The organism is Paenibacillus filicis (assembly GCF_038070315.1).
GTDB classification, from domain to species: domain Bacteria; phylum Bacillota; class Bacilli; order Paenibacillales; family NBRC-103111; genus Paenibacillus_G; species Paenibacillus_G filicis.
In genome coordinates this window covers 50,311-64,101 of sequence record NZ_JBBPCC010000020.1, presented here as the reverse complement: position 1 = coordinate 64,101, position 13,791 = coordinate 50,311, and the positions used below count along the sequence as shown (strand labels likewise).

General features: G+C 57.3%; 13 protein-coding genes. 3 read left to right on the top strand and 10 right to left on the bottom strand.

The features are described 5' to 3' along the window. Positions 1-110 precede the first annotated feature (110 nt). The 5 genes from WMW72_RS25730 to WMW72_RS25710 all read right to left on the bottom strand — a co-directional run bounded on the left by WMW72_RS25730 (position 111) and on the right by WMW72_RS25710 (position 5,269). Entirely contained in the window at positions 111-1,022 is a 912-nt protein-coding gene (locus tag WMW72_RS25730) for a hypothetical protein (protein WP_341418446.1), read from the bottom strand. A gap of 76 nt (positions 1,023-1,098) precedes the next feature. Continuing rightward, the gene (locus tag WMW72_RS25725; protein WP_341418445.1) at positions 1,099-2,253 is read right to left on the bottom strand and encodes a Ger(x)C family spore germination protein; all 1,155 of its coding nucleotides are present in this window, start codon (positions 2,251-2,253) and stop codon (positions 1,099-1,101) included. Beyond that, positions 2,250-3,728: a spore germination protein gene (locus tag WMW72_RS25720; RefSeq protein ID WP_341418444.1), complete on the bottom strand. Its 1,479-nt coding sequence runs from the start codon at positions 3,726-3,728 to the stop codon at positions 2,250-2,252. The genes WMW72_RS25725 and WMW72_RS25720 overlap by 4 nt, the downstream gene beginning before the upstream one ends. Continuing rightward, positions 3,728-4,795, bottom strand: a complete 1,068-nt coding sequence (locus WMW72_RS25715) for an endospore germination permease (RefSeq protein ID WP_341418443.1) — start codon at positions 4,793-4,795, stop codon at positions 3,728-3,730. The genes WMW72_RS25720 and WMW72_RS25715 overlap by 1 nt, the downstream gene beginning before the upstream one ends. Positions 4,796-4,927: 132 nt before the next feature. Beyond that, positions 4,928-5,269 carry a hypothetical protein gene (locus WMW72_RS25710; protein WP_341418442.1) on the bottom strand — a complete coding sequence of 114 codons (342 nt, stop codon included), beginning with the start codon at positions 5,267-5,269 and terminating at the stop codon, positions 4,928-4,930. A gap of 306 nt (positions 5,270-5,575) precedes the next feature. Between WMW72_RS25710 and asnB the strand changes: the two genes are divergently transcribed. Next, a complete protein-coding gene (asnB, locus tag WMW72_RS25705; RefSeq protein WP_341418441.1) occupies positions 5,576-7,420 on the top strand; it encodes an asparagine synthase (glutamine-hydrolyzing) in 1,845 nt (614 codons plus the stop codon). Between the two features lie 125 nt (positions 7,421-7,545). On the opposite strand, the gene WMW72_RS25700 is transcribed toward asnB, so the two are convergent. The 3 genes from WMW72_RS25700 to WMW72_RS25690 form a co-directional block, all read right to left on the bottom strand. Continuing rightward, on the bottom strand, positions 7,546-8,238 hold the full coding sequence (locus WMW72_RS25700; protein WP_341418440.1) for a non-canonical purine NTP pyrophosphatase: 693 nt from the start codon (positions 8,236-8,238) through the stop codon (positions 7,546-7,548). Next, positions 8,219-8,980, bottom strand: a complete 762-nt coding sequence (rph, locus tag WMW72_RS25695; RefSeq protein ID WP_341418522.1) for a ribonuclease PH — start codon at positions 8,978-8,980, stop codon at positions 8,219-8,221. Before rph ends, WMW72_RS25700 begins: the two co-directional genes overlap by 20 nt. A gap of 136 nt (positions 8,981-9,116) precedes the next feature. Continuing rightward, positions 9,117-10,160, bottom strand: coding sequence for a GerMN domain-containing protein (locus WMW72_RS25690; protein ID WP_341418439.1), 1,044 nt, complete (start codon positions 10,158-10,160; stop codon positions 9,117-9,119). Positions 10,161-10,353: 193 nt separating this feature from the next. Here WMW72_RS25690 and WMW72_RS25685 point away from each other — a divergent pair, with 193 nt between their 5' ends. Together WMW72_RS25685 and WMW72_RS25680 are read left to right on the top strand one after the other, a co-directional pair. After that, positions 10,354-11,241 carry a diguanylate cyclase domain-containing protein gene (locus WMW72_RS25685; RefSeq protein WP_341418438.1) on the top strand — a complete coding sequence of 296 codons (888 nt, stop codon included), beginning with the start codon at positions 10,354-10,356 and terminating at the stop codon, positions 11,239-11,241. Beyond that, positions 11,238-11,768: a phosphatidylglycerophosphatase A family protein gene (locus tag WMW72_RS25680; RefSeq protein ID WP_341418437.1), complete on the top strand. Its 531-nt coding sequence runs from the start codon at positions 11,238-11,240 to the stop codon at positions 11,766-11,768. Before WMW72_RS25685 ends, WMW72_RS25680 begins: the two co-directional genes overlap by 4 nt. Before the next feature lie 200 nt (positions 11,769-11,968). Here WMW72_RS25680 and WMW72_RS25675 read toward each other — a convergent pair whose 3' ends face one another. Both WMW72_RS25675 and WMW72_RS25670 read right to left on the bottom strand, forming a co-directional pair. Then, the gene (locus WMW72_RS25675) at positions 11,969-12,595 is read right to left on the bottom strand and encodes a hypothetical protein (RefSeq protein WP_341418436.1); all 627 of its coding nucleotides are present in this window, start codon (positions 12,593-12,595) and stop codon (positions 11,969-11,971) included. Further along, positions 12,592-13,686, bottom strand: a complete 1,095-nt coding sequence (locus WMW72_RS25670) for a Ger(x)C family spore germination C-terminal domain-containing protein (RefSeq protein WP_341418435.1) — start codon at positions 13,684-13,686, stop codon at positions 12,592-12,594. The genes WMW72_RS25675 and WMW72_RS25670 overlap by 4 nt, the downstream gene beginning before the upstream one ends. Positions 13,687-13,791 lie beyond the last annotated feature (105 nt).

The following is a 13,791-nucleotide window of genomic DNA, read 5'->3' as shown; positions in this document are numbered from 1 at the left end:
CCTAGTTCCGTTATACGGACAAGCCGCCAATATAACCATTATATTATACCCATAATGCCTGCTGTTTTCAAGATGGTTCGCTCTCCAGGTATTCATTCCCCGGAAATCCCCTACAATCTGCGTGTGAACACCCTTGACGCGAACTGCTGCATAATCCGGTAAGCCTGCTCCCACTGAAAAATCAGGTCGGAGGTGATCCCGTAGAGCTCCAGCAATTCTTCTCTGTCGCCCCCGTCGAATACGCGCTCCAGCAGCGTCAGATGCAGAGCGGCTGCCCACACGTCGATACAGGACGCTTCCTGCCTCAGCATCTGCCGGTAAGCCGAGGTCCCATAGATATAGGCAAGAAATTCATTCCACGTCTGCGAGGCAAAATAAGACAGCGCAGGATGCTTGACTTCGCTGATTTCCTGCACGCGGGCAATAATCTCCTGAATCTGCGAAGGAAAGCGTTCGAAATCCTCCGGCGTATCCTCAATATCGCAGACCAGGCTTTCGCCGTTCTTATGTAAAGTAACGGAGCCTGCAGCTCCTCTCTTCTTCAACGTCTGCAGCGTCTTGAACTGGATCAGCGGATGCAGCTCCCCCTCACGGAGCTGCCGGATCAGCGCTTCGTCGATCCCGTCATGCTCCAGGAAAGCCAGCTGGTCCAGCGCAAGCATCAGCTTGTCAGGCGCCTGTCCGCTGCGGATCGTCTCCAGCAGACGCTCCGCGTAGGCCTGTCCCTCTTCGCCTCGGGCGAGCAGGTGACCGCGCAGGAGCTCAGACTCAGACTCGTCCGTCTCCTCCTCTCCCGGTTGGCCGGCAGCCAGATCGGGAAACATCATACGCATCCAGTCCAGCAGCGACTGCCACTCTTCCCTGGCGGTGTCATCGTCCGACTGACAGCCCAGCAGAAAGACAAGCAGCTTCATCGCTTCCCCGTAGCGCTCGGCCTCAAGCAGCCGGGTAAGCTCATACTGGTAGTACTCTACCGTTTTGGGAAACAGGATGACATTGTCATGAGGCAGCGAGCCCATCATAAACACCGCCTTTCATCGGGGACTCTTTGAGAGCAGTGTACCGGAAATTGGGGGCGAAAGCAAAACTTCCGAAGCTTTACCGCTCGCTGTACATCTTGTATTTGCCACCCGAAACAATTCTGGCTTTGACGGTCACATGCTGCAGAGATGCCTCCGTCAGCGACTCTGCTGCAGCCTCTGCCCGCTGGCGTGTCCAAGGGACCATCAACAAAGGGCGTCCATGCGGCTGGAGCTGGTACAGATCCGAGCCCATACGAATTCCGTTAACGAATGTCCTTCTGATCTCTTCCTCAATGGCTTGACTGGTTTTCTCCGCCAGCTCCTTCTCGGATATAAACCGCTTCAGTTCATTAATCGTACCCTCCACCGTAACGCGAATATCATAACGCATGAGGCCGTCCTCATACCGCGGCAAAATCCGGATCTTGGGATGCTGCATCCGGATGCTTGCCAGCTGCTTGCCCTGCTCCATCACGCTGACCGTCGCGCGCATCGTATGCTTATCCAGCCAGCGCAATCCCTGCAGCTTGCTCAAGGCCAGAAATCCGCTATGCCGCTTTTCTGCAAATACGTGAACGCCATTCACCGTCATCGAACTCAGCGGCTTATCGTTCTTGCTCCACACCTTGTCCGACAGACCCAGACAGGGAAGAAGCGCGGTCCGGCGGGTGCCGCTGTACATTTGCAAAAAACGGTTCAACCGCATAGGCTCAACCATCGATATCACTTCGTAATGTGCATCGGGGGAATGAAGCTGCATCGTCAGCCGGCTTTTCTCGAAATTGGGCGCCGCACTGAACAGCTGGATCATATCCTCGCTCGTACTGAACGTCCACATCGTATATCTCAGGGCGTAATACCTCATGAACGTTTCAAGCACCTCGGTCAGATTCTGCGTGCGTAGCAGGCCATCACCCAGCACGATGGACGTCACATGTCCCCAGTACAGCTTCCGCTCGGACATATTGTAGATCTGTTCGATCGCCTCCAGCAGGGTCTCCCCCTTGCCGGTCGCGATCCATGCCGGGACGGGAGAGGGCGACGTGCTTCCTGAGGTATCTTTGGCGATTTTGGCAAAGCTGATCAATTGAATATGAATCCAGAACTCCTTTTCCTTCTCCTTGTATTCGATGCCTACCGCGTTCACATAGTCCTGATCGTCCACATCGCTGGCATTCCAGCAGCCGGTGAGCAGAAGCAGCAGCATAAGCCCCGGGAGCAGCCGACTCACGATGACCGCTCTCCCTCTACCCCGTCGGTCGGACTTGGCACCTTGTCGTCCAGGAAATTCGGACGCTTGCGCTTCTCCCCTCGCGGAAAGCGAATCGAGAAGTAGCGGAGCGCGTCCAGTCTGAACGGAGACAGGGGCACGAGATAGGGGATGCCGAACGAGCGAAGATTGGACATATAGATCAGAATCGTGATCACGCCGGTGAAAAATCCGAACAGACCAAAGAAGGCGGACAGCAAGAAAATATAAAAGCGCAGCAGCGTGACGGCCAGTCCAAACATCCCGCCCATGAGCACGAACTGGCTGGTCATGGTGGCCGAAGCCACGACGAGGGAGGCCGGCGAGGACAAGCCGGCGCGGATGATGGCATCGCCGATAATCAGCCCTCCGACCACCGAGATGGAAGGGCCGAACGTCGAGGGAAGTCGGGCTCCGGCCTCCACGAACAATTGAAACATCAGCAGCATGATCAGCAGCTCCACAGGTCCCGAGATTGGCGTTCCCGTATTAGCCATCGTAATCGTAGCCAGCAGCGCCAGCGGGATCTGATCCTGATGATAGGTCGTCAGCGCCGTCCAGAAGCCCGGCAGCAGCAGGGCGATCAACAAGCCCGCAAAGCGCATGATCCGGCCGACCATCAGCACAGGCGCGGGAAGATGCGTATCCTCCGGACTCGACATCAGATAGGAGATCTGGACGGGAGCAATCAGGGCATTGGGCAGACCATCGGTCAGCAGCGCAAACCTTCCGGAAACCAGGCTCTCCACCACCATATCTGGACGGGACGTGTTGTACATCAGGGGAAAAAAGGCGAATCCGGGCCGCAGCAGCATATTTTTCAATTGCTCACTGGTCAGGACGACCTCCGGCTTGATCGCAGTCAGCCTCTCCCGGATTTGCTTCAAGGTGCTGTCGTCGAGCAGATCCGTCATATATAGCAAGGCAATCTTCGTCTGGCTGCGGGAACCGACTGTATACATCTCGCAAGCCAGCATCGGGGTCCGCAAACGCTTGCGGATTAAGGCTATGTTGACCTGTACACTTTCCACGAAGGCATCCTTGGGCCCGTAGTTGGTCGGCTCCGTCGTAGAAGCATTCGGCTCCCGCTCGGGACGCTGACTGCTGTTGACTGCGAATAATAGCCCTGTTTCTTCCAGATAAATCAAGCCCCAGCCCGCAAAGACGAGTCCGGACAAATGGTCAGCGTTCGCATCTACAGCTACCTTCGTTACCTGAAAAGGAAGAAAGGATCCATCGCGCCAACGCATGGCCTCTCCCGCGATCCGCAGCTCCCACTCATGCCCCAGCGCTTCTTCGATATTTTTCAGGCTGCTCAGCCCGTCACAGTACAGCAGGATGCCGGCTCTGCCGGGAATGGAGTAGATGATGACATCATCACAAAACCCGAACAGCGCGGTCAGCCTCTCCCGGTCCCAGGCTGTCTTGTCGCCCACAGGTGCAGCATTCCCATTCATCAGACTCGTCCCTCCTTTCGTTTGGACAGACGCGCAAGGACATAAAGCCATATCGTGATTAGAATCAGCAGACCCAGTGCGCCCCAGAAATATTGATTTTTGAGCCATAAATAAAAGGCATTATCGGTAAAGGGATACAGTGCAGACACCGACAGGACCGATAGGACGGCCAGCATGCCGATGTCCTTCCGGCGGGTGCTCCTCGTCATGCCGGTCCATTCCGCAAAGATGCAGAGCGAGGTCGATATCCGGACAAATGCGCCCGCATACCATTGGTAAATCGACAAAAAATCAAGCCTTTCGATATTGTGAGCGATGATTAGCAGCTTCCATTGCTCAAATACGGGGTACCGCTGCTTGATGGCCTCATTCGTTCCGAATTCGGCGATCGCTCCGGTAACCGGTCCCAGCGTCAATCCGACAAGAATCAGTCCCGTCAGGGCCAGGTGGACGAAGCGTACCCGCGTGGAGACATGATGCTGGATGAATAAGAACAGCGTCAGTTCCCCAAAGCCAGCCAAGGCTGGCACGCAGCCCTGCAGCATGGGGATATATCCGTGCTCGAAGATCGGGAACAAAAAGGAATAGTCCTTATTAGGGGCATTGCCGATCCCGACGAAGAACCCGAGCAGGACGATGATCGGCAGCAGAATGCCGGTAATGACGGCAATCGCCATAAACCCGGAGCGTGCCGCGAAGAAACAAAGCAGGCAAAGCAGCAGGCAAAGCACGACTGTCGGCGTTTCCGGCAAGTATGAATCCTTCGCCCAGAAGATGGTATCCTTCAGCGTAATCAACATCACTATAAGCAAATACCCGCCCAGGAGTATTCTGATGATGAGATCGGAAGCCCGGCCTCCTTGGCTGCGAATCCAGGCGGCCATCGGCTTCTGCCCGCTGCTGCGCACGATATAAGCAAGCATAGCTATCCAGAGCATGTAGGGAAGCACGGAGACAAGCGCCGATACCCAGGCATCTCTCCGGGCAGCGTCCAGCATCACGGGAATGATCAGCACATGATTCATCAAACCGACGAAGGTCATGATGATCATGACGGCTTGCCCCATCCGAATGGAGGTGGACAGTTGAAATCCCTCCTAAATTTGCCTGCATACTTTAGGTTGCCAATCCGCGTGTCCGGTTATACGAAAAAACGGACGGCCGGGATTATTCCCGGCCGTCCGCCATGTGCAAGGCGACTATTCCATCTTCATCGCAGCCTGGATCAGCTGCGCCTTAATATTCGGATTCTCGTCGATGAACGCATACATGCGGTCAACGGACTCTTTGTTTTTCAAATAATCGCGTTCGTTGCGGATCATCTCGTGCGACCACTCGAGCAGAGCCTTCTCCGCAGCGCCGAGGCGGTTCAGAGCCGTATGCAGGCCCGTATCCTCGACCAGACGCTCCATCACGTCCTGATCGACTTTGCCAAGCTTCTTGGTCGTAGCGAGCTTTTTCTCAAATTCGCTGTTCGCCGCCTGGAATAGCTCTCTGGCCTCTTTGTATTCCTTTTGTTCTTCGGACATCGTTTTCTTCATCGTGACGACCACCTTTCTTGTTGATCCCTAGAGTCACCCAAGTCTCGCGATATGCTATGTAGGTTGGGATAAAACCGTCCCTTTCTATTCATAGAGGAACGTGCGGGAGTTTCCAATAATTCCATTGCCCTTAGTGTAGCTTGTCCGCGCCCGTTTGTCCAATCTTTCCCGAACCGAACAGAGGGCCAATACCGGGGCTTGGACAGACATGATACGACCGGCTGACGCATAATCTTAATCATCTCGCGCCTCGCCTGCAACAGGCAGGATCAGCCGTCACTTCTAGACCAGAGAGGATGAAGACCTATGTGTGGCATCACGGGGTGGATTGATTGGAAACGGGATTTGACCCAGCATCCGTCCATTCTAATTAACATGACGGATACGTTGACACCGCGCGGACCAGACGCCTCGGGCACGTGGATTACGCCACGCTGCGCGCTCGGGCACCGCAGGCTGAGCGTCATGGACCCGGCGAACGGCGCGCAGCCCATGATCCGCAAATACGGGGACAACACGTTCGCCATCGTATATAACGGAGAGCTGTATAACGCACCTGAGCTGAAAAAGGAGCTGGAGACCCGCGGACACCGGTTCTCCACCAATTGTGATACGGAGGTACTGCTGGTCTCCTTCATCGAATGGGGACGGAGCTGCGTCGACCGGTTTAACGGCATTTTCGCCTTCGCCGTCTGGAATGACGAGGAACAATCGTTGTTTCTCGCCAGAGACCGGCTCGGCGTGAAGCCGTTGTTCTACTCGTATGTCTCCGGCCGCCTGCTGTTCGGCTCCGAGCCGAAATCGATTCTGGCTCATCCCGATTTTCCAGCTGAGATTACAGGGGAAGGACTCGCGGAAATTTTCGCTGTCGGACCGGCCCGTACGCCCGGTCACGGCATCTACAAAAACATGAACGAGCTGAAGCCCGGCCATGCGATGATCATGGATGCGGGAGGTCTCCGGATCAACGCCTATTGGAAGCTCGAGAGCAAGCCTCATGAGGATGATGTGGATACGACAGCAGCCCGGGTTCACGACCTGCTGAAGGATACGGTCATCCGCCAGCTGGCCTCGGACGTTCCGATCTGCACCCTGCTGTCGGGCGGGCTGGACTCCAGCGCGCTGACTTCGCTGGCCTCCGCCTACTACAAGGAGCAGGGCCTCGGTCCGCTGCATACGTATTCGGTCGACTATGCCGATAACGACAAGCATTTCAAGGAGAGCATCTTCCAGCCGAATTCCGACGCCCCATGGATTCAGCGGATGACCGACTACTTGGGCACGATCCATCATGCCAAGGTATTTGACACGCCCGAGCTTGTCGAATCGCTCAAGACCGTCGTCTTCGCCAGAGATACGCCAGGCATGGCCGATGTCGACGGGTCCCTGTACCTGTTCTGCCGGGAGATCAAGCAGGATGCCACCGTTGCGCTGTCCGGCGAAGCGGCCGATGAGATCTTCGGCGGCTACCCGTGGTTCCACCGGGAGGAATCGCTGAATGCGGACACCTTTCCCTGGGCGCTGGCTACCCCCGAGCGGGTCGCGCTGCTCTCCCCTGACTTCACGGATTGGGTGAAGCCGGAGCAGTATGTGAAGGACCGCTACCGGCAGGCTCTATCCGAGGTACCCCGCCTGGCCGGAGAGAACCAGCAGCAGAACCGGATGCGGGAGATGTCGTATCTCAATATTACCCGCTTCATGCCAACGCTGCTTGACCGCAAGGACCGGATGAGTATGGCGGTCGGCCTGGAGGTGCGGGTGCCGTTCTGCGATCACCGCCTGGTGGAGTACGTCTGGAACATCCCGTGGGAGATCAAAACCTCCGGCGACCGGGAGAAGGGCATCCTGCGCAAGGCGCTGAGCGGCGTGCTGCCCGAGGATGTGCTGACACGTAAGAAGAGCCCGTACCCGAAGACGCATAACCCTAACTATCTGAACGCGGTGCGCACTTGGGTGCTGGACATTCTGAACGACTCCAGCTCCCCTCTGCTGCAGTTCATCGACGTGAAGAAGATCCGCGCTCTCGCGGAAAATGATAACGGCCAGTTCAACCTGCCATGGTTCGGGCAGCTGATGACGGGACCTCAGCTGTTCGCCTATCTGGCCCAGGTCGACCTGTGGCTGCGCCACTATAAGGTATCCGTTCGCTAAGCTGGTGGGATGAGGAGTCGCAGCGCAGCACAAATAGCGTAAACCGGGCTTATCCGGTTACGCTATTTGTGCTGCCAATTTAAAATGATGCATCCATTTATAGAGACTGGAGCTGCGCAGAAACTTTAAACCCGCTCCGCCTCTTCCAGCTCCGCCCAAAGCTTGCGAAGTGCTTGTCCGCGGTGGCTGATCGCATTTTTTTCTTCCATCGTCAGCTCGGCCATCGATCGTCCAAGCTGCGGCACATAGAACAATGGGTCGTACCCGAACCCCCCTGCTCCGCGCGGCCCGTCCAGCACCTCACCTGGGCATTCGCCCTGCACCAGGGCAATCTGCTTGCCCTCGGCATCGACGAAGGCGATCGAGCATATGAACTGAGCACCGCTGAGCCGGACCGGCTCTCCGCTCCCGCCCGCTGCGCCGCGGTCAGGACCTGCCTCACCTTCGGAGTCCGTGCTTGCCGGGCCCAGCCGCCGCAGCTCTTCGAGCAGCTTGCGGTTATTGGCCGTGTCATCGCAAGGCTCGCCTGCATAACGGGCGGAGTACACGCCCGGAGCGCCGCCGAGACGATCTACCGCGAGACCCGAATCATCGGCGATCACCGGAGCGCCCAGTATGGCCGCCACGGCTCTCGCCTTGATCAGGGCATTGGCGGCGAAGGTATCTCCATCCTCCGGAATATCCGCGATGTCCGGGTAATCCCTGAGGCTGCGCACGACGATTCCCTGCGCACCGAACAACGCTTCGAACTCCTTGACCTTGCCCGCATTTTTAGTCGCGATGACGACCTCCGTCACCTTAGGATCGTGCAGACGCATGAGATCCCCTCCTGATCCGCTCCGCAATCGGACCTAGCGCCTTCTCCTGCTCGGCAATCATGGAGCGAATGCCGGTTTCCGCGAGCGCCAGCAGCGAATCCAGCTCCTCACGGGAGAACGGCGCGTCCTCTCCGGTTCCCTGAACCTCGACGAACTTCCCTTCCCCGGTCATCACCACGTTCATGTCGACCTTGGCCTTGGAGTCCTCCTCATAGTTCAGATCCAGACAAGCGGCCTCCTGCACGATGCCTACGCTGACCGAGCCCAGAAAGTCGTGAATCGGGAAGCGGCTCAAATTTTTCTCCCGGGCCACCTTGTCGATGGCAATCGCCATCGCTACAAAAGCGCCCGTGATGGACGTCGTCCGTGTGCCTCCGTCGGCCTGAATGACATCGCAGTCCAGTGTGATCGACCGCTCTCCCAGAGCATCCAGATGCACAACGGACCTAAGCGCCCGTCCGATCAGACGCTGGATCTCCATCGTCCGTCCGCCGAGCTTGCCCTTGGCGGATTCCCGCTGATTGCGCACAGCTGTTGCCCGCGGCAGCATCGAATACTCCGCCGTGACCCAGCCCTTGCCCTGCCCCTTCATAAAGGGAGGAACCCGCTCCTCAACCGTGGCCGTACAGATCACCTTGGTCTCTCCGACCTCAATCAGTACGGAACCTTCAGCATGCTTCGTATAATTCGTCGTAATGCGGATCTCTCGGGTCTGATCGGCACTTCTCCCGTCGCTTCTCATATGAGTCATTCGTCCTCCTTTTACCTCATCCGTACCTCATTGTACCAAAGGGCCTGTGGAAAACCAAACCTTTGTTCAGACTTTGCCCGCGCAAGAAGGAGCTGGCGTGGTCCGCCAGCTCCTCTCGCTTTGCCGCCTATAATTTATTGGGGTTAACCATGGATGGACGGGAGACGGGCTTCGCGTAGCTTACATTGTCCGTCGCGCTGACCTTGGAGTCCCCATTGACAAGAATCTGCACTTTTTTACCGGTTCCGGCATTTTCGGTAATCGACAGGACGACGGCCTTCAGCGCCTCTGCGGGAGCCTTGTGGTCGGGACCGAGCATTTTATCCGAGAAATTCACGGTGATCACTTCATCCGAACTTGTAATATTCAGCAGCTCGCTGCCTGCATTCAGCACGGCCGCCAGCCCCTTGTGCTGGTCCGGACCGACGATCAATTGCTGAATCACCGCCTCGGCCACTTGATCGGTCCGTTTAATGAGCCGGGTCACCGGCACATAATATTGATAGTCCTCCTGATTGTGGCTCAGGAAGTACAGGGTCACCGGGGTAGCCTGGCCGTACTCGACGCTCTCTGGCTTCTCCAGGTTGATACCCATCGTCCGGGACAGCGGCTCGTCGAGCGGAGTTCCGTCGACAGGCATTTCCTTGATGGCCGCGCCCTCGACGCGGATTTGCACCTTCTCCACGGTCGGATAGCCGGTCAGCGTCCAGGTGACAGCTTCCAGAATCTTGCGCTCATCCTGCGCGTTGTAATCGTTGAATGCCTTGGAGAAATCGACGATTGCCAGCTTTTGATCCGAGATGACGTTGATGCCCTTCACCTCCGTGCCTTTAGGCAGCAGAGCCGTGAAGCCTGCCGGCATCCGTCCTTCCGACGGTCCGCCACTGACCATGTATTCCAGCGCTTTCTTGGCCGTGTCGACCGCCTTCTCAATCTGGACAGTCACCGGAGCGACGAAGCCACGCTCGTCCTTCGCGTACACCGTCAGAGACATCGGATTGACCAGCTCCGGGACGGTCACCCGGGCCCCTGTCGCTTTGGCTTCCACACCACCCTGCGGAGGATCGATTTGCTTCGATTGTTCCTTCGTTTCCAGGATGGAGCAGCCCGTCGTCATTACCATGATCAGGCCCGTAACGGCGGCCCACCGGATCGGCTTATTCAGTTTCATATGCTTGTTCCTCCTTGGTTTGGGAAGTTGTCCGTTTACTCCTATGTATACGGCAGCCAGACAAGTTTATGCCTGCTGTTTGTCCATTTCCGGCAAGAAATGAATTTGGTTCTGGAGATACAGATTTTCTTGATTTCACCAGTACCAACAGCCTATAATAAAGAGGTGTTTTTCCAAAAAGAGGTGATTGCCAGTGGAAAACCGTATGCACGACTTTTTCCCCGACCGAGTGTATCGAGCCGTCGTACGGCAATCGCCCGATTGGCTTTGGATTCTGAACGACGCCGGCGTTCCGCTAGGCGTATCCCCCGCTCATCAAACCGGACAAACTCTATTCGCCATCGTACACGAGAGCGACCTGCCTGACGTGCAGGAAGCCTGGTTTGCCCTTTGGCGTGAGCGGCGCCCTTTCATCTTAATGTTTCGCTCTGTCATGCCTGACGGCTCCCTCCTATGGCTCGAAGCCAAGGGGTATCCCGTTCATTCCGATGAAGACGGTGTCCATGCCGCCATATCCGCACGCGAGATCACCCATTACAAGCAACAGGAAGAAAGGCTGACCCGTCTAGCCTATTACGATCCGCTGACAGGCCTGCCCAACCGGCGGCTATTCCAGGACCGCTTCATGCAAGCCATGCATATCGCCAAGCGATACCATCATAAGCTCGGGGTCATTTATCTGGATCTCGATGACTTCAAGCGCATCAACGACCAGTACGGCCATTCCATCGGCGATGAGCTGCTGAACGCAGCTGCCTCCAGGCTGTCGCATTCCGTCCGCGACCCGGACACGGTATGCCGGATGGGCGGAGACGAATTTGTCGTACTGGTCCAACAGTTCGACCAGCCGGAGGACGTGGCCAAGATCGGGAGGCGGATCAGCGATGCGCTGAGACAGCCCTTCGATATCGGCGGTAACCAGATTCGGATTTCAAGCAGCATTGGAGCGGCCTTCTACCCGGATGACGGCATGGACGGGGAGGCATTGCTTCAATGCGCGGACAATGCCATGTATGCTTCCAAGCAGCTCGGCAAAAACCAGTTCCGGTTCTTCGCGAACCTGGAAGGAGGACCCTTATGAAATATAGCCTGAACAGCAAGAAAGTCGCAGATGCAGCCCATGAATGGCTCATCAACCGGGGCGTTCGGACCCTGGATATCGCCGAGATCACGTATACGCTGCAGCGTGAATATTACGACTCCCTGACCATCGAGGAGTGCCTGGCGAGCGTCGAGCAAGTCCTCTCGAAGCGTGAGGTGCAGAACGCGATTCTGACTGGTATTCAGCTCGATCTGCTGGCCGAGGAAGGCAAGCTGCTCTCCCCGCTGCAGGAGATGATCGAGAACGATGAGGGACTCTACGGCTGCGACGAAATTCTTGCCCTCTCCATCGTGAACGTATATGGAAGCATCGGACTGACGAACTTCGGCTATATCGACAAGCTCAAGCCGGGTATCGTCAATAAGCTGAACGATAAGTCCGGACCGCATAAGCACACGTTTCTGGACGACATTGTAGGCGCCATCGCCGCGTCGGCCAGCAGCCGCATCGCCCACCGGAAGCAGGAAGAGATCGAGAAGAAGGGCCTGATTCCCCCTTCCTCCTGACATCCCTTTCCTCATGATGAGGGATGCCTTTCCATCCACCGGGGTCCATCCAAAAACGGCCTGGCTGCGGACATCATCGTCCACGGCCAGGCCGTTTTGGGTGCTAGGTTCTTCTCACTCTTCTATCCAGGCATCTAGGCATAAGCAGTGCCGTAATCTCAGCGCTGCCGCTGTAGGCAGGCTCGACAGTGCGCAGCTTCTTACAGCGCCCCGAGCGAGTCCGCAATCGCCTCAATGTCCGAGTCCGTCAGCTTCTGCAGCGAACGAAGCGCCAGGTACGTATCCCCCCGCTTCATATACAAGGCGGTTTGACCGCCTGCAGTCACCCACTGCCCATTCCCGTTCTTGAGCTTCACCTGCTTCTCATTTTCTACCTGTCCGGATGGCTTAATCTCCTGTGACGATTCGATCAGTTCCATGTTCAGATATTGAAGAGTGAAGGCCTTCTCCATGCCTTGTATTTGCGAGATCCGGTCGTCCTGCGCCCCCAGCTTGGGGACGTAGACGGTTTTAATCCCTTGAGCCTTGGCCGAGTCCAGCAAGGTTTGTCTGTACATTTCCGTGAATTCCAGCGGTACAAGTTTCACGGGCTCTGCTGGCTTCGCGGCGTCTCCACCCGGCGCGGGCTGACCTGCAGGAGACGATTGCCCGTTGCCCGAAGGTGTCTGCGGGTTATTGTCCCCTGTGGAAGCAGACGGGGGCGCCGGATTGCCCGGCTCGGCGGGCGCTTTTTTCGAGCAGGCGGTTGCGAGCAGCGCGGCAGCCAGCATAGCGGCTGCGGAGAGCAGCAGCTTTCGTTTCCAGTTCGGATGAGGTGCAGTTGTCATGATCGTTTTACCTCCACAAGATGAGTGTCAATATTCCATTCGATATCAGCTCTGGTCCAGGAGCTTCGCCACCTGTCGGCACTCCAGTATCCCGGGAATTGAGCTCGGGTTGCTTCGCCCCAGCGCAGCGGATCGACTCCGAGCTGCTGCAGCCGGCCGATCAGGGCTATTGCCTGTCCTTTCAGCCTTTCCTGGTACAGGGCAGCCACCGGCTTATCCGAACCGGGAGGCGCCGTATAACGGCCCTTGACGTGCAGGGATATTTTCAAGCGTGGACGTTTCCAGTCGCCATTGGCAGCAACTCCGGTCCGGCAGGAAACAGCCTGCCAGGTGACCGCCCCTGTATCTGCATCGGCCCCGGCAGCATACAGCGAATCCTGCCTCATATCTCCTCCCCGTAGGCAGGCGAGCACAATCGTTTCTTCCGCGGTCAGTCGTCCGACAAGCTCCTGTTTCTTAAACAGTATCGTTTGCACCGAAACAGGGGAATTTTTCCCATCCGCCGTCATCGACAATCCGGCCGGAAACAGCGGCAGCGCCTGGTCCGCCTCATAATCCGTTCTTGCCTCACGCAGCGAGTCCCGGACCATACCGTGCCGCTCAACCGTGTAGCTGCCGATCATCCCCGCGTCCGGGCGGCGGATAAAATCTTCCGCCGCGCCCTCCACGACGGCCACGGCAGGCGGCGTCCCCCCGCGCAGACCCAGCCGCCGTAGCTCAGCCGCCCAGGATGCGGGAAAGCCGTGCCGGGCCACCCAGCTCTCGCCGATCACGACGAGCCGAGGAGGCTGCTGATTCCGCCATGGCGCAGAAGCATCAGCCAGCGAGACGAAGGAGCGGGAATCCACCGTGCCTGCAGCAAGCATACGAATGCCGGAGCCTGGCCGGGCGGACGCCGCTCTCAGTGCGGTAACGCGGATGCCTCCCGGGCCTTCATCGATTCCCGCCATAGCCAGCTCCCTTCCGTCCAGGTTTATGGACAGGGAACGCTCCCCAGGCCCCCCCTCCGTGCAGCCCGCACTGCCCCATGCGATCAGGACTACCAGTCCGATCAAGACACGTTTCCTGCTTCTCGCTTGCCATCTATGCATGCTCCGTCCTCCTCGCTGCATCCTGCCTGGATCAGGCCGGCATGTAAAAACCATCTGAAATTATCCTTGAATTCCTACTATTTCCACACGAACCCGCCATTATGC